Annotated in this window: 20 protein-coding genes and 1 pseudogene; 10 read left to right on the top strand and 11 right to left on the bottom strand. The window is 70.4% G+C overall.

Translation table 11 applies throughout. The annotated features are described in order from the left end of the window. Positions 1 to 45: 45 nt before the first annotated feature. From ACFYW5_RS19760 to ACFYW5_RS19770, 3 genes are all read left to right on the top strand, one after another. Positions 46 to 1,836 (top strand): PQQ-binding-like beta-propeller repeat protein, encoded by a 1,791-nt coding sequence (locus tag ACFYW5_RS19760; protein ID WP_389418304.1) that lies wholly within the window; start codon positions 46 to 48, stop codon positions 1,834 to 1,836. A 52-nt stretch (positions 1,837 to 1,888) separates the two neighbouring features. Beyond that, a complete protein-coding gene (locus ACFYW5_RS19765) occupies positions 1,889 to 3,736 on the top strand; it encodes a PQQ-binding-like beta-propeller repeat protein (RefSeq protein ID WP_389418305.1) in 1,848 nt (615 codons plus the stop codon). Positions 3,737 to 3,956: 220 nt separating this feature from the next. Next, positions 3,957 to 4,652 (top strand): LuxR C-terminal-related transcriptional regulator, encoded by a 696-nt coding sequence (locus ACFYW5_RS19770; protein WP_250077532.1) that lies wholly within the window; start codon positions 3,957 to 3,959, stop codon positions 4,650 to 4,652. A gap of 34 nt (positions 4,653 to 4,686) precedes the next feature. Here the strand turns inward: ACFYW5_RS19770 and ACFYW5_RS19775 are convergent, their stop codons facing one another. Then, the gene (locus tag ACFYW5_RS19775; RefSeq protein WP_389418306.1) at positions 4,687 to 5,004 is read right to left on the bottom strand and encodes a hypothetical protein; all 318 of its coding nucleotides are present in this window, start codon (positions 5,002 to 5,004) and stop codon (positions 4,687 to 4,689) included. Between the two features lie 20 nt (positions 5,005 to 5,024). Further along, on the bottom strand, positions 5,025 to 6,704 hold the full coding sequence (locus ACFYW5_RS19780; protein WP_389418307.1) for a sodium:solute symporter family protein: 1,680 nt from the start codon (positions 6,702 to 6,704) through the stop codon (positions 5,025 to 5,027). Between the two features lie 177 nt (positions 6,705 to 6,881). Here ACFYW5_RS19780 and galT point away from each other — a divergent pair, with 177 nt between their 5' ends. From galT to galK, 3 genes are read left to right on the top strand one after another with little or no spacing between them, the layout of a single operon-like run. Then, on the top strand, positions 6,882 to 7,943 hold the full coding sequence (gene galT, locus ACFYW5_RS19785) for a galactose-1-phosphate uridylyltransferase (RefSeq protein WP_389418308.1): 1,062 nt from the start codon (positions 6,882 to 6,884) through the stop codon (positions 7,941 to 7,943). Then, positions 7,940 to 8,902 (top strand): UDP-glucose 4-epimerase GalE, encoded by a 963-nt coding sequence (gene galE / locus ACFYW5_RS19790; RefSeq protein ID WP_389418309.1) that lies wholly within the window; start codon positions 7,940 to 7,942, stop codon positions 8,900 to 8,902. The genes galT and galE overlap by 4 nt, the downstream gene beginning before the upstream one ends. Continuing rightward, positions 8,902 to 10,062, top strand: a complete 1,161-nt coding sequence (gene galK / locus ACFYW5_RS19795) for a galactokinase (protein ID WP_389418310.1) — start codon at positions 8,902 to 8,904, stop codon at positions 10,060 to 10,062. The genes galE and galK overlap by 1 nt, the downstream gene beginning before the upstream one ends. Here the strand turns inward: galK and ACFYW5_RS19800 are convergent. Then, entirely contained in the window at positions 10,046 to 10,501 is a 456-nt protein-coding gene (locus tag ACFYW5_RS19800; protein WP_389418311.1) for a GNAT family N-acetyltransferase, read from the bottom strand. The two genes, galK and ACFYW5_RS19800, sit on opposite strands and share 17 nt — an antisense overlap. Before the next feature lie 230 nt (positions 10,502 to 10,731). On the opposite strand from ACFYW5_RS19800, the gene ACFYW5_RS19805 reads away from it, so the two are divergent. Beyond that, positions 10,732 to 11,499: a LuxR C-terminal-related transcriptional regulator gene (locus tag ACFYW5_RS19805; protein ID WP_389418312.1), complete on the top strand. Its 768-nt coding sequence runs from the start codon at positions 10,732 to 10,734 to the stop codon at positions 11,497 to 11,499. 298 nt (positions 11,500 to 11,797) lie between these two features. On the opposite strand, the gene tamR is transcribed toward ACFYW5_RS19805, so the two are convergent. Beyond that, the gene (gene tamR, locus ACFYW5_RS19810) at positions 11,798 to 12,295 is read right to left on the bottom strand and encodes a MarR family transcriptional regulator TamR (protein ID WP_030941878.1); all 498 of its coding nucleotides are present in this window, start codon (positions 12,293 to 12,295) and stop codon (positions 11,798 to 11,800) included. Positions 12,296 to 12,388: 93 nt separating this feature from the next. Between tamR and ACFYW5_RS19815 the strand changes: the two genes are divergently transcribed. Beyond that, the gene (locus tag ACFYW5_RS19815) at positions 12,389 to 13,183 is read left to right on the top strand and encodes a trans-aconitate 2-methyltransferase (RefSeq protein WP_389418313.1); all 795 of its coding nucleotides are present in this window, start codon (positions 12,389 to 12,391) and stop codon (positions 13,181 to 13,183) included. Beyond that, positions 13,180 to 13,350, top strand: a pseudogene (locus tag ACFYW5_RS19820) (glyoxalase); the annotation flags it as partial. The gene ACFYW5_RS19815 and the pseudogene ACFYW5_RS19820, both read left to right, overlap by 4 nt. Before the next feature lie 5 nt (positions 13,351 to 13,355). Here ACFYW5_RS19820 and ACFYW5_RS19825 read toward each other — a convergent pair. Both ACFYW5_RS19825 and ACFYW5_RS19830 read right to left on the bottom strand, forming a co-directional pair. Beyond that, on the bottom strand, positions 13,356 to 14,033 hold the full coding sequence (locus ACFYW5_RS19825) for a TetR family transcriptional regulator (RefSeq protein WP_389418314.1): 678 nt from the start codon (positions 14,031 to 14,033) through the stop codon (positions 13,356 to 13,358). Further along, positions 14,030 to 15,040: an acyl-CoA desaturase gene (locus tag ACFYW5_RS19830; protein ID WP_389418315.1), complete on the bottom strand. Its 1,011-nt coding sequence runs from the start codon at positions 15,038 to 15,040 to the stop codon at positions 14,030 to 14,032. The genes ACFYW5_RS19825 and ACFYW5_RS19830 overlap by 4 nt, the downstream gene beginning before the upstream one ends. A 310-nt stretch (positions 15,041 to 15,350) precedes the next feature. On the opposite strand from ACFYW5_RS19830, the gene ppc reads away from it, so the two are divergent. Next, complete coding sequence (ppc, locus tag ACFYW5_RS19835) at positions 15,351 to 18,092, top strand: phosphoenolpyruvate carboxylase (protein WP_389418316.1); 2,742 nt, start codon at positions 15,351 to 15,353, stop codon at positions 18,090 to 18,092. A gap of 77 nt (positions 18,093 to 18,169) precedes the next feature. Here ppc and ACFYW5_RS19840 read toward each other — a convergent pair whose 3' ends face one another. From ACFYW5_RS19840 to ACFYW5_RS19860, 5 genes are all read right to left on the bottom strand, one after another. After that, positions 18,170 to 18,841, bottom strand: coding sequence for an LPXTG cell wall anchor domain-containing protein (locus ACFYW5_RS19840; RefSeq protein ID WP_389418317.1), 672 nt, complete (start codon positions 18,839 to 18,841; stop codon positions 18,170 to 18,172). Between the two features lie 122 nt (positions 18,842 to 18,963). Then, the gene (locus ACFYW5_RS19845) at positions 18,964 to 19,452 is read right to left on the bottom strand and encodes a hypothetical protein (RefSeq protein WP_389418318.1); all 489 of its coding nucleotides are present in this window, start codon (positions 19,450 to 19,452) and stop codon (positions 18,964 to 18,966) included. Positions 19,453 to 19,542: 90 nt separating this feature from the next. Next, positions 19,543 to 20,145, bottom strand: coding sequence for an aminoacyl-tRNA hydrolase (pth, locus tag ACFYW5_RS19850; protein ID WP_389418319.1), 603 nt, complete (start codon positions 20,143 to 20,145; stop codon positions 19,543 to 19,545). Positions 20,146 to 20,224: 79 nt separating this feature from the next. Next, positions 20,225 to 20,821 (bottom strand): 50S ribosomal protein L25/general stress protein Ctc, encoded by a 597-nt coding sequence (locus tag ACFYW5_RS19855; protein ID WP_389418320.1) that lies wholly within the window; start codon positions 20,819 to 20,821, stop codon positions 20,225 to 20,227. Between the two features lie 188 nt (positions 20,822 to 21,009). Next, on the bottom strand, positions 21,010 to 21,990 hold the full coding sequence (locus ACFYW5_RS19860; RefSeq protein WP_389418321.1) for a ribose-phosphate diphosphokinase: 981 nt from the start codon (positions 21,988 to 21,990) through the stop codon (positions 21,010 to 21,012). Positions 21,991 to 22,071: the final 81 nt, after the last annotated feature.

The raw sequence follows: 22,071 nt of genomic DNA on the forward strand, positions 1-22,071 counted from the left end.
GCCACAGAGCGCGGCGCCACATCGGTCACAAGGGGGAAACCGCTGATGAGCCAGCCGCCCAACCAGCCGCCGCACGGCGGTTTCGGCGCGCCGCAGGACCCGCCGCCGCAGGGCGGCTTCGGCGCGCCGGGGACCCCGCCGCCACCCCAGGGCCCGCCTCAGACGCCCCCGCCCCCGCAGGGCCCGCCGCCCGCCGGGCCCCAGCCCGGTTACGGCTACCCGCAGGCACCCCAGCAGCCCGGCCCGTACGCCCAGCCGGGCCCGTACGCCCAGCAGCCGGGCCCCTACGGGCAGCCGGGTCCCTACGGCCAGCCGCAGCAGCCGGGCGCCTACGGCCAGCAGCCCGGGTACGGCTACCCGCAGCAGCCCCAGTACCCCGGCGCGCCCACCCCGCCCGGCGGCTCCCGCAACCCCTTCAAGGGCAAGCCCGCGCTCGTCATCGGTGCCGCGGTGGTGGCGCTGCTCGTCGTCGGCGGCACCGTGTTCGCGGTGGCCGGCGGTGACGACGACGGCGGCAAGAAGAAGAAGCCGGTCGCGCAGCGGAGCGACGACCCCAAGGCCTCCGACGACCCGGTCAACCCCGGGGACGGCAGCGGCGACGGCGGCGAGGACCCGGAGAACCTCAACGAGGGCCGCAAGGCCGGTGAGGCGAAGGTGCTCTGGTACAAGGAGGCGCCGGACGCGCCCGGTTCCGGTGCCGACGCCCCCGGCCTGTGGATCACCGACAAGACGGCGGTGAAGGCCGCGTACAAGCAGGTCTTCGCCTACAGCGTCGGCGACGGCGTCCCGGCCTGGGACCCGATCACCTTCCCGCAGAAGATCTGCGCGGTCACCCCGGAGAAGACGGCCGACGACAAGGTCGTCATCGCGTACATGAGCGGCGCCAGCGACCGCGCCGAGTGCAACCAGCTCCAGGAACTCGACCTGAACACCGGCGAGAAGGGCTGGCAGGGCGAGGTCGCCGACGGCGAACTCTTCGACAGCACCCTCCAGATCGAGATGTCCATCACCGGCAACACGCTGATGGTGGGCCGCTCGCAGTCCGGCACGGCGTACGACGTCACCACCGGCAAGAAGCTCTGGGACAAGAAGAAGTACGGCGACGCCTGCTTCCCGGCCGCCTTCGCGGGCGGCGAGAAGCTGATCGCCGTCTCGTCCTGCGGCGCGGGCGGCGACAACGAGCACGACGAGGTCCAGGAGCTCGACCCGAAGACCGGCAAGGCCAAGTGGACCTGGAAGCCCGACAAGGGCTGGAGGGCCGAGCGGATCTACTCCCTGAACCCGGTCGTCGTCTACAGCACCAACGAGAAGAAGAACGCGTGGAACATCTCCACGCTGGGCTCCGGCGGCTCCATCAAGTCCCAGGTCGACGTCGACGACAGCTTCTCCCCCGAGTGCGGCTGGGCCGTCCTCCAGCGTGACCTGCGCGGCTGCCAGGGCGTGGCCGCCGACGCCTCGACGCTGTACCTGCCCACCGAGGCCACCACCGGCGCCAACGAGATCGTCGCGATCAGCCTCGCCAGCGGCAAGGAGAAGTGGCGCGTGAAGTCACCGGCGGAGGAGTCGATGCTGCCGCTGAAGGTCGAGGGCGGCAAGCTCATCGCCTACGTCAAGCCGTCCTGGGAGTCGGGCGGCCAGGTCGTGTCGATCCCGGTCACGGGCAGCAGCCACAAGCCGGTGAAGCTGCTGCAGAACCCGGCGGGCACGGCCGACATCGAGGACAGCTTCTACTCCGGGACCTACGACTGGATCGACGGCCGCTTCTATCTGTCGACCACGCGCCTGTCCGGCAGCGACGAGACGGAGGAGAAGCTGATGCTCGCCTTCGGCAAGTGAGCCGCTCCCGCGTCCCGTTCCCAGTCGTCCCCCTTCCCGAGGTAGCCACACCATGACCCAGCCCCCGCCTCCGCCGCCCAACCAGCCCCCGTCGGGCGGCGGTTTCGGCCCGCCCGAGGACCAGCCGCCGCAGCAGCCCGGCTTCGGCGCGCCGCAGCAGCCCCAACAGCCCGCCCAGCAGCCCGGCTTCGGCGCACCCCAGGCACCGCAGCAGCCGCCGCCGACGCCCCCGCAGGGCTACGGCTATCCCCAGCAGCCCGCGGGCTACGGCTACCCCGGCCAGCCCGCCACCCCGGCGTACGGCCAGCAGCCGGCGTACGGCCAGCCGCCGACCCCGCCCTACGGCCAGCAGCCCGGCTACGGCTATCCCGGTCAGCCGACCATGCCGATGCATCCGCAGCCGGGACAGCCGGGCGGCGGACGGAAGATGAACGCGCAGATGGCCATCATCGTGGCCGCAGTCGTGGCGATCGCCCTGATCATCGGCGGCGGCGTCTGGTACGCCTCGTCCTCCGGCGAGGACGGCGGCAAGGACGACACCGCGAGCTCCAGCGGCGGCACCGGCGGTGGCGGCGACAAGGGCGGTGACAAGGGCGGCGACACCGGCGGCACGGGCGGCACCGCGGCCGGCAAGGCGACGGAGAAGGTGCCCGCCGACCCCAACTCCAAGGTGCTCTTCCAGGTCCCGGCCCCCGAGGTGAAGGACGACCGGACCATCCCCACGGTCGGCTCCTGGCTCACCGACACGGTGTACGCCAAGAGCGGCGTCGCCGAGGTCGTCGGCTACGACCCCGACAAGGGCACGAAGCTGTGGACGATCGAGCTCCCCGGCCCCGTCTGCCAGGGCAGCAACCACGCCACCGAGGACAACAAGACGGCGATCACCTACCAGCCGAAGATGCCCACCAAGGCCGACCCGTCCCACGGCTGCAGCCAGGTCTCGGCGATCGACCTCGACGCGGGCAAGAAGCTGTGGACCAAGACGGTCGAGAGCGGCACCCAGCCGATCAGCTTCGACAACGTCACGGTCAGCGCGAGCACCGTCGCCGCCGGCAGCACCAGCGGCGGCGCCGCCTTCGACATCGCCACCGGCGACCAGCTCTGGGCACCCAAGGCGACCGACACCTGCTACGACGCCGGTTACGCGGGCGGCCCCAAGCTGGTGGCGGTGCGCAAGTGCGGTCAGTACGGCGACCGTGAGCTGAGCATCCAGAACATCGACCCGAAGTCCGGGAAGGTGATCTCGGAGTACAAGATGGACACGGGCATCGAGTACGCCAGCGTCGTCTCCACCGAGCCGCTGGTGGTGGCCGCCGACGTGGGCGACGCGGCCGGGGACGGCAGCGGTATCTCGGACTTCTTCTCCATCGACAACAAGACCGGCAAGCTGCGCACCCGCATCTCCGCGCCGGGCGAGCAGTACAACGCCAGCTGCGACGGCATCACCAAGGTCGAGGAGTGCCGTCAGCTCGCCGTGGGCAACGACCGGCTCTACCTGCCGACCGAGAAGCGCGACGGCACCGCCGAGTACAGCGACACCAACGAGATCGTCTCCTTCGACCTGGCCACCGGCAAGCCGACCGGCCAGCGGGCCGACGCCGGGGACAACTACGAGCTCGTGCCGCTGCGCATGGACGGCCCGAACCTGATCGCGTACAAGCGCGGCCCGTACGACAAGGGCGGCCAGGTCGTGTCCCTCGACGGCGGCTCCTTCAAGGAGACGAAGCTGATGGAGAACCCGGCCACGGAATCGGTGATGGACGTGGAGCGCAGCATGCTGCCCGACTACGCCGAGATCCTGTACGGCCAGGGCCGGCTGTTCATGTCGGACGTCTTCGCCAGCGAGCTCGGCAGCACCGGCGAGGAGGAGTACCTGGTGATCGGCTTCGGCGCGAAGTAGCCGATCGAACGCCTGTGGCACGGCCCCGTCCCTGTTCAGGGGCGGGGCCGTGCACGTACCGCTCATCACCCGCGAATGCGAGGAATTTCGGCGATCCGGGGCACATCTCTCCAGTAGGGGGAGCGCAACGTCGAACAAGCGTGTAGCTTCCGGGGGCATCCCCGGGGGTGCGCCCGGGGACGTGTGGGTGGGGACGTGTGGGGATCTGGGGGGTTGCTCGATGGGAGTTCGGCTCATGGTGGTCGACGACCACCGATTGCTCGCCGAGGCGCTGGCCTCGGCCCTGAAGCTGCGGGGGCACCGGGTGCTGGCCGCGGCGGCACCGGCCGCGGGGGCGGCGGAGCTGGTGATCACCAGGGCGCCGGAGGTGTGCCTGCTGGGTACGGCGACACCGGCCGAGCCGGGGATGTTCGACCCGGTGGTGAAGATCAAGCGGGAACGCCCGCAGGTGGCGGTGCTGGTCCTGGGCCCGGTGCCCAGTCCGCGGGGGATCGCGGCGGCGTTCGCGGCGGGAGCGTCGGGTTATGTACGGCACGACGAGCGCATCGAGGGAGTGGAACGGGCGATCATGAAGGCGAGGGCGGGGGAGGCCGCGGTGGCCCCGCAACTGCTCCAAGGTGCCTTCAGCGAGCTGCTCAACCCGGCGGCCCAGCCGGACGACGAGGGCCAGCGCCTGCTCCAGATGCTCACCCCGAGGGAGGTGGAGGTCCTGGTCCGCGTAGCCGACGGCGAGGACACCCGCCTGATCGCGGCGGGCATGGGCATCGCTCCGTCAACGGCCCGCACCCATGTGCAGCGGGTCCTGATGAAGCTGGGCGTCGGCTCCCGCCTGGAAGCAGCGGCCCTGGCGGCCCGCACGGGCCTGCTGGACCGGGCGGGACCGCTGCCGCCCTCGTCACCGTCACCGGAGGCCTGAGACGGGGGTGCCCGCGTGGGCACCCCCGTGCCGATTACTTCCGCTCGTCCTCGGGCGCCTCCGCCGGCGTCGGCGGCGGCGTGGGCCGCAGCTTCAGCCAGGTCAGGAAGAAGATGCCGAGGAGCAGCATGCCCAGGCCGGTCCAGAGGTTGATGTTGATGCCCTCGGCCTTGTCCAGGGTGGCGTCCGAGGGGTTGATGCCGGCGATCGTGACGATCACGCCGTAGACGACGAAGAGGCCGCCGATGATGCGGCGCAGGTCGAAGATGCGGGCCGCGGTGGCGGACTGGGCCTCCAGCTCGGAGACCTCCCGCTGGACGTCCTTCTCGGAGTATCCGTGGTGGTCAGACATGGTCTCTCAATCCTCCCGCGTCAGAACGAGAACGGGATGTAGCAGGCGGCCGCGAGCACGATCGCGCCCCAGCCCAGCAGGGCCGGCTTGCGGTACCAGGCGTCGTCGCCCTCGGCCGGTGCCTCGGACATGCCGGGCGAGCGGGTGCCGTAGACCAGGCCCGCGAGTTCCTCCGCCGGCTTCGGGGCGGTGAACATCGAGACGGCGACCATGACGACCCCGCCGGCCACGAAGCCGACGATCGCCGAGACGAAGTTGGCGCCCTGGTCGGTGGGGATGTCGACGATGCCCTGCTTGTAGATCCAGAAGTAGTTCACCATCGCGGCGAGCGTGCCCGCGAGCAGGCCCCAGAAGCCGGACTTCGCGGACGCCCGCTTCCAGAACATGCCGACGATGAAGACGACGAACATCGGCACGTTGAAGAAGGAGAACAGGGTCTGGAGGTAGCTCATGATGTTCGAGAAGGACGAGGCCAGGAACGCCGTGCCCACCGACGCGCAGACGCCGATCACCGTGATCAGGCGGCCGAAGCCGACGTAGTAGCCGTCCTCGCGGCCCTTGACCACGTACCGCGCCCAGATGTCGTTGGTGAACACCGTGTTGAAGGACGAGACGTTGGCCGCCATGCCCGCCATGAAGGCCGCCAGCAGGCCGGTCACCGCGATGCCCAGCACGCCGTTGGGCAGCAGCTGTTCCATCAGGTACGGGATGGCGTCGTTGTACTGGTAGCCCGACTCCGCCGTGCCGAAGCCCGGGACCAGGGCCGCCGCCGCGAGCCCGGGGATCATCACCAGGAAGACGATGAAGATCTTCGGGAACGCGGCGATCAGCGGGGTGCGCTGGGCCGCGCTGAGGTTCTTTGCCGACAGCGCGCGCTGGACCTCCGCGAAGTTCGTCGTCCAGTAGCCGAAGGACAGCACGAAGCCGAGACCCAGCACGATCGTCAGCCAGTTGGCGCCCAGCGGGTTGTCGCTGCCGATGCCGGTGCCGCCCCAGGCGGTGGTGAAGTCCGCGCCCTGGGACTTGGTGAGCGTGTCGGTCAGGCCGTCCCAGCCGCCCGCCTTCTTCAGGCTCAGCACGACGAGCGGGATGAGCGCCGCGAGGATCACGAAGAACTGCAGCACCTCGTTGTAGATCGCCGACGACAGACCGCCCAGCGTGATGTACGCCAGCACGAAGGCACCGGCGACCACGATCGCCACCCACTGCGGCCAGCCCAGCAGCGCCTCGACCACGATGGCGAGGGCGTACAGGTTCACGCCGGAGATCAGGATGGCGGCGAAAGCGAACAGAGCCGAACTCAGCAGATGCGCCCACTTGTCGAAGCGCAGCAGCAGCATCTCGGGGACCGAACGCACTCTGCTGGTGTAGTAGAAGGGCATCATCACCAGGCCCAGGAACACCATCGCGGGGATGGCGCCGATCCAGTACCAGTGCACGGTGTAGGCACCGTACTGCGCGCTGTTGGCGGCCATGCCGAGGATCTCGGTGGCGGCGAGGTTGGCGGAGATGAACGCCAGACCGGTGATCCAGGCGGGCAGGGAGCGCCCCGAGAGGAAGAAGTCGAGGCTCGTCTTCACCGAGCGGCGGGCCGCGAAGCCGATGCCCAGGACGACGACGAAGTAGATGCCGAGGATCGTGTAGTCGAGCCAGTTGGTGGGGAGCCGTAGCTCGGCGGCCAAATATGTGGGGGTTTCCATGCGTACTCGCTTCGTTGCGCGAACTGATCCGTAGCGGAACCTACGCCTCCGCGTTCAGTAATTGAACACTTCGGATGGTCGTCTTTGTTGGATTGTGATGTTGACGGTTGAGGGGAGTCGTGTTTCGATGTGTTGAGTTCTGTTTGATGAGTGTGTGGCTCGAATAGGGAGTCCGGCGTGAAGAAGACCTCGACCCGACTGGCCGACGGTCGCGAGCTGATCTACTACGACCTGCGCGACGACGGCGTGCGGGACGCGGTGGACCGGCGGCCGTTGGAGCGCACCGTCACCACCTCCGAGGTCCGGCGCGATCCGCTGCTCGGCGACGCGGTCGCCATCGCCTCGCACCGGCAGGGCCGCACCTACCACCCGCCGGCCGACGAGTGCCCGCTGTGCCCCTCGCAGGGCGACCGGCTCAGCGAGATCCCGGACTCCTCCTACGACGTCGTGGTGTTCGAGAACCGTTTCCCCTCGCTGGCCGGTGACTCCGGCCGCTGCGAGGTGGTCTGCTTCACCTCCGACCACAACGCCTCCTTCGCCGAACTCACCGAGGAGCAGGCGCGTCTCGTGCTGGACGCCTGGACCGACCGCACCTCGGAGCTGTCCCATCTGCCCTCCGTCGAGCAGGTGTTCTGCTTCGAGAACCGTGGCGCCGAGATCGGGGTGACCCTCGGGCATCCGCACGGGCAGATCTACGCCTACCCCTTCACCACCCCACGCACCGCGCTGATGCTGCGCCAGGTCGCCCAGCACAAGGAGGCCACCGGCGGCCAGAACCTCTTCGACGCCGTCCTGGAGCGTGAACTCGCCGACGAGCGCGTAGTCCTCGCGAGTGAACACTGGGTCGCCTTCGTGCCCTACACCGCGCACTGGCCGTACGAGGTCCACCTGTACCCGCGCCGCCGGGTGCCGGATCTGCTGGGGCTCGACGAGGACGCGCGCTCAGAATTCCCCCAGGTTTATCTGGAACTCTTGAAGCGCTTCGACCGGATCTTCGGTGAGGCGGAGCCTGTGACGCCCTACATCGCCGCCTGGCACCAGGCGCCGTTCGGCGCGCTGGAGGAGTTCGACGGTGTCGTCCGCGACGACTTCGCGCTGCACCTCGAGCTTTTCACCATCCGCCGCACCTCCGGCAAGCTGAAGTTTCTCGCGGGTTCCGAGTCCGGCATGAGCGTGTTCATCAACGACGTGCCGCCGGAGCGCGCGGCCGAGCGACTGCGAGAGGTAGCGAGTTCATGAAGTACCTGGTCACCGGTGGCGCGGGTTACGTCGGCAGTGTGGTCGCCCAGCATCTGCTGGAGGCGGGCCACGAGGTCACCGTGCTCGACGACCTCTCCACCGGTTTCCGTGAGGGCGTGCCCGCGGGCGCCGTCTTCGTCGAGGGCGACATCCGCGACGCCGGCAAGTGGCTGGACCCCTCCTACGAGGCCGTGCTGCACTTCGCGGCCTCCTCCCAGGTCGGCGAGTCGGTCGTACGGCCGGAGAAGTACTGGGAGAACAACGTCGGCGGCAGCATGGCCCTGCTCGGTGCCATGCGCGAGGCGGGCGTGCGCAAGCTGGTCTTCTCCTCCACGGCGGCCACCTACGGCGAGCCGGCGCAGGTCCCGATCACCGAGACCGCGGCGACCGAGCCGACCAACCCGTACGGCGCCTCGAAGCTCGCCGTCGACCACATGATCACCAGTGAGGCGGTCGCCCACGGCCTGGCCGCGGTGTCGCTGCGCTACTTCAACGTGGCGGGCGCCTACGGCGAGTTCGGCGAGCGCCACGACCCCGAGTCGCACCTGATCCCGCTGGTCCTCCAGGTGGCACAGGGCCGCCGGGACGCCATCTCGGTCTTCGGCGACGACTATCCGACGCCGGACGGCACCTGCGTGCGGGACTACATCCACGTCGCGGACCTGGCCGACGCCCACCTGCTCGCCGTCCGGGCCGCCCGGCCCGGCGAGCACCTGATCTGCAACCTCGGCAACGGCAACGGCTTCTCGGTGCGCGAGGTCATCGAGACGGTCCGCAAGGTGACGGGGCACCCGATCCCCGAGATCGTGGCCCCGCGCCGGGGCGGCGACCCGGCGGTCCTGGTGGCGTCCGCCGCCACCGCCCGGGAGAAGCTGGGCTGGAACCCGTCGCGCGCCGACCTCGCGGGGATCGTCGCGGACGCCTGGGAGTTCGCGCAGAAGATCACAAGGGAGCAGTAGTGGGGCAGCAGGTGCGGGACCGTTTCGTCGAGCTCTACGGAACCGGCCCGGAAGGAGTCTGGTCGGCGCCCGGCCGCGTCAACCTCATCGGTGAGCACACCGACTACAACGACGGCTTCGTGATGCCCTTCGCGCTGCCGCACACGGCCGTCGCGGCCGTCTCCCGGCGCACGGACGGCGTCCTGCGCCTGCACTCGGCGGACATCGACGGCGGAGTGGTGGAGCTGCGCCTGGCCGACCTCGCGCCGGAGAGCGACCGGAACTGGACGGCGTACCCGGCCGGGGTCGTCTGGGCCCTGCGCGAGGCCGGGCACCCGGTCACCGGCGCGGACGTCCACCTCGCCTCGACGGTCCCGGCGGGCGCGGGCCTGTCCTCCTCGGCGGCCCTGGAGGTCGTGATCGCCCTGGCGCTCAACGACCTGTACGACCTCAGGCTCCCGCGGTGGCAGCTGGCCCGGCTGTGCCAGCGCGCCGAGAACGTCTACGTCGGCGCCCCCACCGGGATCATGGACCAGACGGCCTCGGCCTGCTGCGAGGAGGGACACGCGCTGTTCCTCGACACCCGGGACCTCGCCCAGAAGCAGATCCCCTTCGACCTGGCGGCCGAGGGCATGCGCCTGCTCGTGGTCGACACCCGCGTCAAGCACGCCCACAACGAGGGCGAGTACGGCAAGCGCCGCGCGGGCTGCGAGAAGGGTGCGGCACTGCTCGGCGTCGACGCGCTCAGGGACGTGCCGTACGACGGGCTGGACGCGGCGCTGGAACGCCTCGGCGACGAGGAGGAGATCGTCCGCCTGGTCCGGCACATCGTGACGGAGAACCAGCGGGTGGAGCGCGTCGTGTCGCTGCTGGAGTCCGGCGACACCCGTGCGATCGGGCCGGTGCTGGTGGCGGGCCACGCCTCGCTGCGCGACGACTTCCGGATCTCCTGCCCCGAGCTGGACCTGGTCGTCGACACCGCCCTCGCGGCCGGCGCCCTGGGCGCCCGGATGACCGGCGGCGGCTTCGGCGGCTCGGCGATCGTGCTGGCCGAGGCGGCGGACGTGGACACCATCACCAAGGCGGTCCAGGAGGCGTTCGCGGCAGCCGCCTTCACGGCCCCGCGCGTCTTCGAGGCGGTGCCCGCGGCGGGCGCCCGCCGCCTCAGCCCAGCCGCTTGACCAGCGTGAACTCCGTGATCCCCGGCGGATAGTCGGGGATCACGCACACCACCTCGTACCCCAGCCGCCGGTAGAACTCCGGCGCCTGGAAGTCCCAGGTCTCCAGGCGTACGGCGGCACAGCCCCGCTCCTCGCGCGCCAGCCGCTCCGCCTCGGCGAGCAGCCGCGAACCGAGCCCCGCCCCGCGATGCCGTGCGTCGACCCAGAGGTACGTCACATGGAGCCAGGTCGCCCAGGTGTGCCCGACGAGGCCGCCGGCCAGGCCGCCCTCGCTGTCCAGCATCCAGATGTGGAGCGGCAGTTCACGCTCACCGGGGGTTCCGCGCAGCGCGTTGATGACCGGGGAGGCCGCGGTGTTGGTCTCCCGCAGCCGGGCGCGAAGAAGATCGCGCCGCTCTTTGTCGACTTCTGTCACCATTCGGAACATGCGGCTCACCATAAACGTGTGAACGGGCCAGTTCTGCAAATTGCCTTCCGCTCCCGGCCCCCGCCCGTACTCTGATGAACAGCGCCGGTGGGGGCCGGTGCTGATCAGGGGGCGAGACAGTCGGGTACGACGCCCGCGATGGGGGTAACAGTTTCTGCACGGCGGCGGCCGTGCGGCTCTGCGACCACCCCTGGGTGTCGTACCCGCGCCGGTCTTCGTACTCCGGACCAGTGGGGGTATCAGTGGTTCGCATCCGAGTCCTGGTCGTCGACGACCACCGTATCTTCGCCGAGTCGCTCGCCGCCGCCCTGGCCGCCGAGCCCGACGTCGACGTCTCCGCCGCGGGCAGCGGTCCGGCCGCGCTGCGCAGCCTGGAGCGCGCCGCCGCCGAGGGGCGCCGGTACGACGTCCTGCTCGTCGACGCCGATCTGGGGGGCGTGGCACCGGGCATACGGCCCGCCGTGCCGGTCCAGGAGGTGGGGGAGGACGGTCTGGTCGACGGCATCTCCCTGGTCGCCGGGGTGCGGACCGCGCAGCCCGGTGTGCGGATCGTGGTGCTCGCCGAGAAGGACGACCCGCGGCGGGCGGCGCTGGCGCTCCAGGCCGGGGCGTCGGGGTGGGTGGCCAAGGACTGCTCGCTGTCCCGGCTGCTGACCGTCATCCGCGGGGTGCTGCGCGAGGAGACGCATCTTCCGCCGGCCCTGCTCACCGGCGTGCTGCGCGAGTTGACGGCCGCGCGCAAGCACCGCACCGAGAGCGAGCGGCTGGTGGAGTCGCTGACCCCGCGCGAGCGGGAGGTCCTGCGGTGCATGGTGGCGGGCCTGGGGCGCAAGGCGGTCGCCGAGCGCCTGTACCTGTCCCCGCACACCGTCCGCACCCACATGCAGAACGTCCTGGGCAAACTGGGCGTCCACAGCACCCTGGCCGCGGTCGCGCTCGCCCGCCGCGCGGGGGTGGGCCCGGTGGACCTGACGGCGGATGTGGTGGCACGGGGCGGTCAACTGGCGTGACGGGCCGGAGCGCGGGGCTGTGACGATGTGCGCCTCCGCCGCCCCGACGCGCCCGGCCATGGCAGCGGCACACCGCGTCGGGGAGCCTCTGACCGGGGATGTGGTGGGCGCGGGTTGTGGTGGGTGGGGTGAGGCCGCGCGGGCGCGGGCAGCTATGGCGGCCGCGCTGTATCGCGGCTGTTGCCGAGGAGCGTCCGGCCGGGGATGTGGTGGGTTCGGGGCGCGGCTGGCGGAGTGCGGTTCGGCCGCGCACTGCCACGGCGGCCCCACATTGTGCGCGGCTCTTCCAGCGGAGCGTCTAGCCCGGGATGTTGTCGAACGGGGCCGTCAACTGGCGCAGCAGCCCCGCCAGTTCACCTCGCTGGGCTCGGGAGAGCTCTGCGAGGATGGCGCGCTCCTGGTCCAGCAGGCCGGCCAGGGCCTGGTCCGCCCGGTCGCGGCCCTCGTCGGTGAGCCGGACCAGTACGCCCCGGCGGTCGCTGGGGTCGGGGAGCCGCTCCACCAGGCCCTTCTTCGCCAGCCGGTCGATGCGGTTGGTCATCGTGCCGGAGGTCACCAGGGTCTGCGTCAGCAACTGGCCGGGGGAGAGCTGATACGGCGTGCCCGCGCGCCTGAGCGCGGTGAGCACATCGAACTCCCACGGCTCCAGGCTGTGCTCGGCGAAGGCCAGCCGACGCGCCCGGTCCAGGTGCCGGGCCAGCCTGCTGACACGGCTGAGCACTTCCAGCGGTTCCACGTCGAGGTCCGGGCGCTCCCGACGCCACGCCGCGACCAGCCGATCGACCTCGTCCTCCATGACGATCAGTGTAGTGGTTGTGTCGACGTGAAGTCTCTTGACGTCAAGATACCTCCGGTGCAGGCTGGAGTACGACAGACAGGAGGCCCCGCCATGTCCGCTGCCGCCGCCCCTACCTGGGACCCCGCGCAGTACCTGCGTCACGCCGGCCACCGCGCCCGCCCCTTCGCCGATCTGCTCGCCCAGGTCACCGACCTGCCCGGCGACGCCCCCCGCATCGCCGACCTCGGGTGCGGACCGGGCAACGTCACCGCCGTCCTCACCGAGCGCTGGCCCACCGCCCGCGTCACCGGCTACGACAACTCCCCGGAGATGCTCGCCCACGCCCGGGCCCACGCAGGCCCCCGCCTCGACTTCGCCCACGCCGACATCCGGACCTGGACGCCCACGGAGCCGTACGACCTCATCGTCAGCAATGCTGCTCTGCAGTGGATCCCCGGCCACGCGGACCGCTTCGGCGACTGGATCGACGCACTCGCGCCCGGTGGCACCTTCGCTTTCCAGGTCCCCGGGAACTTCGACTCCCCGAGCCACCGTCTGATGCGTGAGCTGGCCGACCGGCACGGCCTGGACGGCACCCTGCGCCACGGTGACGCGGTGCTCACGCCCGCGGCCTACCTGGAGCGGCTGACCGCCCTCGGCTGCACGGTCGACGCCTGGGAGACGACGTACATTCCTCTCCTGTCCGGCGAGGACCCGGTCCTGGACTGGGTGAAGGGCACCGGTCTCAGGCCCGTGCTGACGGCTCTCGCCGATGATCCCGAGGCCACGGAGGCGCTCCTCGCCGAGTACCGGGCGGCCCTGCGCGCGGCCTATCCGGCGGGGCCGCACGGCACGCTGTTCCCGTTCCGCCGGATCTTCGCCGTGGCCCGCAAGGAGGCCCGGTGATCACCGCCGTCGACCATGTCCAGCTCGCCGCGCCACCCGGCTTCGAGGAACGGCTGCGGGCGTACTACACCGGTGCCCTCGGCATGACCGAGATCCCCGAGCCCGCGGCGCTCGCCGCCCGAGGGGGCTGCTGGTTCCGGGCCGGGAGCGTCCAGCTGCACCTCGGCGGGGTCTAGGCCTTGCGGCGGCCTATCAGGTGGGGCTTGGCCTCCAAGCCGTCCAGGCCGTGCCAGGCCAGGTTCACCAGATGGGCCGCCACCTCCGCCTTCTTCGGGCGGCGCACATCCAGCCACCACTGGCCGGTCAGGGCGACCATGCCGACCAGGGCCTGGGCGTAGAGGGGGGCCAGTTTGGGGTCGAAGCCCCGGCTCTTGAACTCCCGGCCGAGGATGTCCTCCACCTGGGTGGCGATGTCCGAGATCAGGGAGGCGAAGGAGCCCGTGGACTGGGGGATGGGGGAGTCGCGGACCAGGATGCGGAAGCCGTCCGTGTACTCCTCGATGTAGTCCAGGAGGGCGAACGCCGCCTGTTCGCACAGTTCCCTGGGGTGGCCCGCCGTCAGGGAACTGGTGACCATGTCCAGCAGGCGGCGCATCTCACGGTCCACCACCACCGCGTACAGGCCCTCCTTGCCGCCGAAGTGCTCGTACACCACCGGCTTGGAGACCCCGGCCTTCGCCGCGATCTCCTCCACCGACGTGGCCTCGAAGCCCTTCTCGGCGAAGAGGGTGCGACCGATCTCCAGCAGTTGCTGGCGACGCTCCGCACCGGTCATCCGGGTACGGCGCGCGCGCCGCGGCTTCTCGTTGCTCGGGGTATTGCTGGAGTCGGTCGCCACAGCGTCAATCATGCCGCCTTGGCGGCATCCGCCCCCCGCCGGGAGCCGTCATCCGCGGCGTTCCGGCGGGAATCGATACGCGAGCGTGACGGCCAGCGGACGTCGAACGCCCAGCCCGCCTGCTCGAACCAGCGGATGAGCCGCGCGGAGGAGTCCACCTGCCCGCGCATCACTCCGTGCCGCGCCGAGGTCGGGTCGGCGTGGTGCAGGTTGTGCCAGGACTCGCCGCAGGACAGGACCGCCAGCCACCACACGTTGCCCGAGCGGTCCCGCGACTTGAAGGGCCGCTTGCCGACCGCGTGGCAGATGGAGTTGATCGACCAGGTCACGTGGTGCAGCAGCGCCACCCGGACCAGCGAGCCCCAGAAGAAGCCCGTGAACGCGCCCCACCAGGACATCGTCACCAGGCCGCCGATCAGGGCGGGCAGGGCCAGCGACAGGATCGTCCAGTAGAGGAAGTGCCGGGAGATCGTGCGGATCGCCCGGTCCTTGATCAGGTCGGGGGCGTACTTCTCCTGCGGGGTGCGCTCCTCGTCGAACATCCAGCCGATGTGCGCCCACCACAGGCCCTTCATCAGCGCCGGAAGGGTCTCCCCGTAGCGCCACGGGGAGTGCGGGTCGCCCTCCGCGTCGGAGAACTTGTGGTGCTTGCGGTGGTCGGCGACCCAGCGGACCAGCGGGCCCTCGACCGCCATCGAGCCGGCGATGGCGAGCGCGATGCGCAGCGGGCGCTTGGCCTTGAAGGAGCCGTGGGTGAAGTAGCGGTGGTAACCGATCGTCACACCGTGGCAGGCGAAGTAGTAGAAGAAGATCAGCAGACCGAGGTCGAGCCAGCTCACACCCCAGCCCCAGGCCAGCGGCACCGCGGCGGCCAGTGCCAGGAACGGGACGACGATGAAGAGGAGCAGCGCGAACTGTTCGAGCGACCCCTTCTTCTCGCCGCCCAGCGTGGCGGGGGGTACGGGGGTGTCGTCGTTCGCCTGCGGGGCGTCTTCGATCACATCGGAGCTCGTGGACATGGGCGTCCCCTGTGGGGTCGTGGGTGGTGAGGCTGATGCCGGGTGGTTCCGGGAACCGTTCCCTGGTTCCGTTACAACGGTCCTTACGGTTCCGTAACCTACGGCGTCGTAAGTATGGCAGCGCGTCGCCCGGCGGCAAGAGCCCGAGAGTCTGCGCGTCCGCACGGCCACCTATCCTTGGAGTCGGTCGGACAGCGCGGTCCGCTCTGAATTTTTCCCGGATCTCCGTCCCGGATGCGGCAGCCGCCGCGCGGGACATGCTGACGGGTTCCCTCCCGGACGAGCTTCAACACTGCAAGGAGCCGCATCTGTGAGCAGTGCCGACGACCTGACTACGAGCACCACGTCGACCAGCACCGAGCTGCGCGCCGACATCAGGCGGCTGGGCGATCTCCTGGGCGAGACTCTCGTCCGGCAGGAGGGTCCGGAACTTCTCGAGCTGGTCGAGAGGGTCCGCCGACTCACCCGCGAGGACGGCGAGGCCGCGGCGGAGCTGCTGCGCGGCACCGAACTGGACACCGCGGCCAAGCTGGTCCGCGCCTTCTCCACCTACTTCCACCTCGCCAACGTCACCGAGCAGGTGCACCGCGGCCGGGAGCTGCGCGCCAAGCGCGCCGCCGAGGGCGGTCTGCTGGCCCGCACGGCCGACCGGCTGAAGGACGCCGACCCCGAGCACCTGCGGGCGACGGTGAAGAACCTCAACGTCCGCCCGGTCTTCACCGCCCACCCCACCGAGGCCGCGCGCCGCTCGGTGCTGAACAAGCTCCGGCGCATCGCCGCCCTGCTGGAGACCCCGGTCATCGAGTCCGACCGCCGCCGCTACGACACCCGTCTGGCGGAGAACATCGACCTCATCTGGCAGACCGACGAGCTGCGCGTCGTCCGCCCCGAGCCGTCCGACGAGGCCCGCAACGCCATCTACTACCTCGACGAGCTGCACGCCGGCGCCGTCGGGGACGTCCTGGAGGACCTCACCGCCGAGCTGGAGCGGGTCGGGGTCAAGCTGCCCGACGAGACCCGGCCGCTCACCTTCGGCACCTGGATCGGCGGCGACCGCGACGGCAACCCCAACGTCACCCCCCAGGTCACCTGGGACGTGCTGATCCTCCAGCACGAGCACGGCATCAACGACGCCCTGGAGATGATCGACGAGCTGCGCGGCTTCCTGTCGAACTCCATCCGCTACTCGGGCGCCACCCAGGAGCTGCTGGAGTCGCTGAACGAGGACCTGGAGCGCCTGCCGGAGATCAGCCCCCGCTACAAGCGGCTGAACGCCGAGGAGCCCTACCGGCTCAAGGCCACCTGCATCCGGCAGAAGCTGGAGAACACCAAGCAGCGCCTCGCCAAGGGCATCCCGCACGAGCCGGGCCGCGACTACCTGGGCACCAGCGAGCTGCTGGCCGACCTGGTGCTGATCCAGACCTCGCTGCGCGAGCACCGCGGGGGACTGTTCGCCGACGGCCGGATGAACCGCACGATCCGCACGCTGTCCGCGTTCGGCCTGCAGCTCGCCACGATGGACGTCCGCGAGCACGCCGACGCCCACCACCACGCCCTCGGCCAGCTCTTCGACCGGCTTGGCGAGGAGTCCTGGCGGTACGCGGACATGCCGCGCGACTACCGGGGCAAGCTGCTCGCCAAGGAGCTCAGGTCCCGGCGGCCGCTGGCCCCCTCACCGGCGCCGGTGGACGCGGCCGGGGAGAAGACGCTCGGGGTCTTCCAGACCGTCAGACGGGCGCTGGAGGTCTTCGGGCCCGAGGTCATCGAGTCGTACATCATCTCGATGTGCCAGGGTGCCGACGACGTCTTCGCCGCCGCCGTGCTGGCCCGGGAGGCCGGGCTGATCGATCTGCACGCCGGCTGGGCGAAGATCGGCATCGTGCCGCTGCTGGAGACGACGGACGAGCTCAAGGCCGCCGACACGATCCTGGAGGACATGCTCTCCGACCCGTCCTACCGGCGTCTGGTGGCGCTGCGGGGCGACGTTCAGGAGGTCATGCTCGGCTACTCCGACTCCTCCAAGTTCGGCGGCATCACCACCTCGCAGTGGGAGATCCACCGGGCGCAGCGGCGGCTGCGTGACGTGGCGCACCGCTACGGCGTACGGCTGCGGCTCTTCCACGGCCGCGGCGGCACCGTCGGCCGCGGTGGCGGCCCCTCGCACGACGCGATCCTCGCCCAGCCCTGGGGCACCCTGGAGGGCGAGATCAAGGTGACCGAGCAGGGCGAGGTCATCTCCGACAAGTACCTGGTGCCGTCGCTGGCCCGGGAGAACCTGGAGCTGACGGTCGCGGCCACGCTCCAGGCGTCCGCCCTGCACACCGCCCCCCGCCAGTCCGACGAGGCCCTGGCCCGCTGGGACGCGGCGATGGACGTGGTGAGCGACGCGGCCCACGCCGCCTACCGCCGCCTGGTGGAGGACCCGGACCTGCCGACGTACTTCCTCGCGTCGACGCCGGTGGACCAGCTCGCCGACCTGCACCTCGGCTCGCGGCCCTCCCGCCGCCCCGGCTCGGGTGTCTCCCTCGACGGACTGCGTGCCATTCCGTGGGTGTTCGGCTGGACCCAGTCCCGGCAGATCGTCCCCGGCTGGTTCGGCGTCGGCAGCGGACTGAAGGCGCTGCGCGAGGCGGGCCTGGGCACCGTGCTCGACGAGATGCACGAGCAGTGGCACTTCTTCCGCAACTTCGTCTCCAACGTGGAGATGACGCTCGCGAAGACGGACCTGCGCATCGCCCAGCACTACGTCGACACCCTCGTCCCCGACGAGCTCAAGCACGTGTTCGAGACCATCAAGGCCGAGCACGAGCTGACCGTGCGCGAGGTGCTGAAGGTGACGGGCGAGGCGGAGCTGCTGGACGCGACCCCGGTGCTGAAGCAGACCTTCTCGATCCGGGACGCCTATCTGGACCCGATCTCCTACCTCCAGGTCGCCCTGCTCAAGCGCCAGCGCGACGCGGCGGCCGCCGGGGAGCAGGCGGATCCGCTGCTGTCCCGGGCGCTGCTGCTGACGGTGAACGGCGTGGCGGCGGGGCTGCGCAACACCGGCTGACGGTTCCTCGCACAACGGCGGTGCCCCCGAGCCTCGTACCGGCTCGGGGGCACCGCTGTGTTCTGGGGAGGGGCGGGTCAGGCCGAGCGGCGGCGGTGGAGGAGGTAGCCGCCCGCGGCGAGCAGGGTGGCCGCGATGCCGGTCAGCAGGCCGACCGGGGCGCCGTTACCGGTCTCGGCGAGGTCGCCCTCGGGGCCGCTGCCGCCGCCCTGGGGGGAGGGGGCGGCCGACGACTCGGCGCCGGAGGTGGGAGTGGCGGTGGGGGTGGCGCTCGTGTCCGGGGACGGGATGCCGGACTGCCCGGGCTTGCCGGGTTCCCTGGTCTCCTCGGACTCCTCGGACTCTTCGCAGTCCGTCCAGAAGACCTTGTGCTTGGCGGACCCCTTCTCGCCCTCGAAGGTCCAGAACAGCTTGTAGTGGCCGTCGGGCAGCGTCATGTCGTCGCTGCGGCCGTGGCCCTCGCTGTCCAGGGTGAGCTCGCCGGACTTCACGGTCTCGCCCTTGACGCCGGCCGTCGGAGCCCAGGACTCGATGTGCCAGCCGACCTGCTGGCCGCCGTCGAAGCCGAAGGCGTCGAGGTAGAAGGAGCAGACGCGGGGCTCGTTGTGGCGCAGCTCCTCGTCGGTGGTGGCGTCGTGGATCTTCACGGTGCCGTTGTCCCCGGGCGGGGTGGCATGGGCGGCGGGGGCGAGGAACAGGGCCGCCGAGGCGACGGCGGACAGGGCGCCGGCGCGGGTGAGGGTACGCATGGGCAGTCCAGCTTCGTGAGGGGGAACGGGCGGAAGTGGAGGGGGCGGCTCAGCTTCCGGCCGGCCCCGACTCCAGGTCAATCACGAAGGGAGAACACTCGGTTTCTTCACAGGGTTACTGCTCAGACGGCGAGAAAGGCCGCCGTGAGCAAGGCGGTTCCGGTGCCCGCCAGGGCCCAGGCGGCCCGGGTGCGGCGCAGTCCGCCCGCCACCACGACCGAGGCCAGCAGCAGTGCGCCGCCCAACGGGACCCAGGCGTAGAGGATGCCGGACGGGCCGGAGCGGACCACGTCGTCGGAGCCCGGTTTGATGATGACCGTGTAGGTGCTGCCCTTGCGGACGGCGGCCGTGTGCTCGATGACGACGCGGTCGCGGGGCTGCGAGCCCTGGGAGAGGGGGGTGTACGGGCCGGTGCAGGTGTCCTCGGCGCAGCGGGTCACCTCGACGGTGCCGCGCTCGCGCCCCTTGGTGAGCATCACGTGCTGGGCGGTCCCCCACGACGCCCAGACGCCCGCGATCAGGATCAGCGCCGCGACCGTACCCATGGCCGCGACGCGTCCGAACCGCAGTGCGGTGACGGCGCCCTGGCTGGACATGACGGCGGTAGGCATGGCCGTGATCTTTGGCCATTGCCTTGCTGAAAGTCAATGTCGCTCTTGCCGGGAACTCCAGCGGGAGAGCGATGAGCAGAGAAATCGGCGCTACGAGTTGTACGTCCCCTGCGCCCGCTCCAGCCCCTCGATGACCAGGCTCTCCACCGCGTCCGCCGCCCGGTCCACGAAGTAGTCCAGCTCCTTGCGCTCAGCGGCGGAGAAGTCCTTCAGCACGTAGTCGGCGACCGGCATCCGCCCCGGCGGCCGGCCGATCCCGAACCGCACCCGGTGATAGTCGGCGCCCATCACCTTCGTCATCGACTTCAGACCGTTGTGCCCGTTGTCCCCGCCGCCGAACTTCAGCCGCAGGGTGCCGTAGTCGATGTCCAGCTCGTCGTGGACGGCCACGATGTTGGCGACCGGCACCTTGTAGAAGTCCCTGAGCGCGTTCACCGGCCCGCCGGAGAGGTTCATGAACGACATCGGCTTCACCAGGATCACCCGGCGGCTCAGCGGCCCCGGCGGCCCGATCCGCCCCTCCACGACCTGCGCCTGCGCCTTCCCGGCCCGCTTGAACCTCCCCCCGATCCGCTCGGCCAGCAGATCCGCCACCATGAACCCGACGTTGTGCCGGTTCATCGCGTACTCGGGCCCGGGGTTGCCGAGACCGGCGACGATCCAAGGGGCGCTCGGGTCGGAAGTCACGTCCATGTCTCCTTGATACGCCACAGCCGCCGCTTCCGGGGAAACGGCGGCTGTCGGCCTGCTGCGGTCAGTGAACAGGTCAGGCTCAGGCCTGGGCGGTCTCGTCGCCCTCGGCGGCCTCGCCCTCCGGGGCCTCCTCCGCCTGCGCGGCCAGGACCTGGATGACGACCGCGTCCTCGTCGACGGCGAGCTTCACACCGCTCGGCAGGGCGATGTCCTTGGCGAGGATGGAGTCACCGGCCGACAGGCCCTCGATGGACACCGTGACCGACTCGGGGATGTGCGTGGCCTCGGCCTCGACCGGCAGCGCGTTGAGCACGTGCTCCAGCAGGTTGCCACCGGCGGCCAGCTCGCCCTCGGTGTGCACGAAGATCTCGACGTTGACCTTCTCGCCACGCTGCACGAGCTGCAGGTCGACGTGCTCCAGGAAGCCCTTGATCGGGTCACGCTGCACGGACTTCGGGATCGCCAGCTCGTTGGTCTTGCCGTCGATGTCCAGGGCGATCAGGACGTTCGGCGTACGCAGCGCGAGCAGCAGCTCGTGGCCCGGCAGGGTCAGGTGCAGCGGGTCGGAACCGTGGCCGTACAGCACACCGGGAACCTTGCTGTCACGGCGGATGCGGCGGGCGGCACCCTTGCCGAACTCGCTGCGCGTGACGGCGGAGATCTTCACCTCGGACATAACGATCACTCCTCGTATGGGTGAGAAACGGACAGGGTCACCCGGCCACGAACGGCCTGCTACGAAGAGCGCGTCGATAACGGATCACCGAACCCCCATGAGTGCACCTCACGGAGAACGGCCTCCCTCGCCGAGCAACCTGAGCAGTCTACTCGGCAGGGGAGGCCGTACGAAATCGATCTAGCGGCTCACTGCTCGTCGAACAGGCTCGTCACCGAACCGTCCTCGAACACCTCACGCACCGCGCTCGCGATCGTCGGCGCGATCGACAGCACCGTGATCTTGTCGAGGTCGCCGGCCAGCTCACCCGGCGTCGGCAGCGTGTTGGTGAACACGAACTCGCTCACCCGGGAGTTCTTCAGCCGGTCCGCCGCCGGACCCGACAGCACACCGTGCGTGGCCGTCACGATGACGTCCTCGGCACCGTGCGCGAACAGCGCGTCGGCCGCGGCGCAGATCGTGCCACCCGTGTCGATCATGTCGTCGACCAGGACGCACACCCGGCCCTTGACCTCACCCACCACCTCGTGGACGGTCACCTGGTTCGCCACGTCCTTGTCACGCCGCTTGTGCACGATCGCCAGCGGCGCGCCCAGACGGTCGCACCAGCGGTCGGCGACCCGCACCCGGCCGGCGTCCGGCGAGACCACCGTCAGCTTGGCGCGGTCGACCTTGCGGCCCACGTAGTCCGCCAGCAGCGGCAGCGCGAACAGATGATCCACCGGACCGTCGAAGAACCCCTGGATCTGGTCCGTGTGCAGATCGACCGTGAGGATCCGGTGGGCACCCGCCGTCTTCATCAGGTCCGCGATCAGACGCGCCGAAATGGGTTCACGGCCGCGGTGCTTCTTGTCCTGACGGGCGTAACCGTAGAACGGCACGATGACCGTGATGGAGCGGGCCGACGCACGCTTCAGCGCGTCGATCATGATCAGCTGCTCCATGATCCACTGATTGATCGGAGCCGTGTGGCTCTGGATCACGAAGCAGTCCGCACCACGCGCCGACTCCTGATAGCGCACATAGATCTCGCCGTTGGCGAAGTCGAAGGCCTTCGTCGGGACGACCCCGACACCCAGCTGTTGGGCGACCTCCTCGGCAAGCTCGGGGTGGGCGCGGCCGGAGAAGAACATCATCTTCTTCTCGCCGGTCGTCTTGATCCCGGTCACAGCACTGTCTCCTCAGAGGTGTCTCAGCTGGGTGTCGAGAGGCCGCACCAGCCCGTCCCGACTGGGTGCGAGCGGCCGTCT

Origin of the sequence: Streptomyces sp. NPDC002779 (genome assembly GCF_042888685.1) — a bacterium.
GTDB lineage: Bacteria > Actinomycetota > Actinomycetes > Streptomycetales > Streptomycetaceae > Streptomyces.

Excerpts from the sequence above, each read along its gene's own strand:
- ACFYW5_RS19760 (WP_389418304.1), top strand. The coding sequence starts at position 46 with ATGAGCCAGCCGCCCAACCAGCCGCCGCACGGCGGTTTCGGCGCGCCG.
- ACFYW5_RS19765 (WP_389418305.1), top strand. The coding sequence starts at position 1,889 with ATGACCCAGCCCCCGCCTCCGCCGCCCAACCAGCCCCCGTCGGGCGGC.
- ACFYW5_RS19770 (WP_250077532.1), top strand. The coding sequence starts at position 3,957 with ATGGGAGTTCGGCTCATGGTGGTCGACGACCACCGATTGCTCGCCGAG.
- ACFYW5_RS19775 (WP_389418306.1), bottom strand. The coding sequence starts at position 5,004 with ATGTCTGACCACCACGGATACTCCGAGAAGGACGTCCAGCGGGAGGTC.
- ACFYW5_RS19780 (WP_389418307.1), bottom strand. The coding sequence starts at position 6,704 with ATGGAAACCCCCACATATTTGGCCGCCGAGCTACGGCTCCCCACCAAC.
- galE (WP_389418309.1), top strand. The coding sequence starts at position 7,940 with ATGAAGTACCTGGTCACCGGTGGCGCGGGTTACGTCGGCAGTGTGGTC.
- ACFYW5_RS19800 (WP_389418311.1), bottom strand. The coding sequence starts at position 10,501 with ATGGTGAGCCGCATGTTCCGAATGGTGACAGAAGTCGACAAAGAGCGG.
- tamR (WP_030941878.1), bottom strand. The coding sequence starts at position 12,295 with ATGGAGGACGAGGTCGATCGGCTGGTCGCGGCGTGGCGTCGGGAGCGC.
- ACFYW5_RS19815 (WP_389418313.1), top strand. The coding sequence starts at position 12,389 with ATGTCCGCTGCCGCCGCCCCTACCTGGGACCCCGCGCAGTACCTGCGT.
- ACFYW5_RS19825 (WP_389418314.1), bottom strand. The coding sequence starts at position 14,033 with ATGATTGACGCTGTGGCGACCGACTCCAGCAATACCCCGAGCAACGAG.
- ACFYW5_RS19830 (WP_389418315.1), bottom strand. The coding sequence starts at position 15,040 with ATGTCCACGAGCTCCGATGTGATCGAAGACGCCCCGCAGGCGAACGAC.
- ACFYW5_RS19840 (WP_389418317.1), bottom strand. The coding sequence starts at position 18,841 with ATGCGTACCCTCACCCGCGCCGGCGCCCTGTCCGCCGTCGCCTCGGCG.
- ACFYW5_RS19845 (WP_389418318.1), bottom strand. The coding sequence starts at position 19,452 with ATGCCTACCGCCGTCATGTCCAGCCAGGGCGCCGTCACCGCACTGCGG.
- pth (WP_389418319.1), bottom strand. The coding sequence starts at position 20,145 with ATGGACGTGACTTCCGACCCGAGCGCCCCTTGGATCGTCGCCGGTCTC.
- ACFYW5_RS19855 (WP_389418320.1), bottom strand. The coding sequence starts at position 20,821 with ATGTCCGAGGTGAAGATCTCCGCCGTCACGCGCAGCGAGTTCGGCAAG.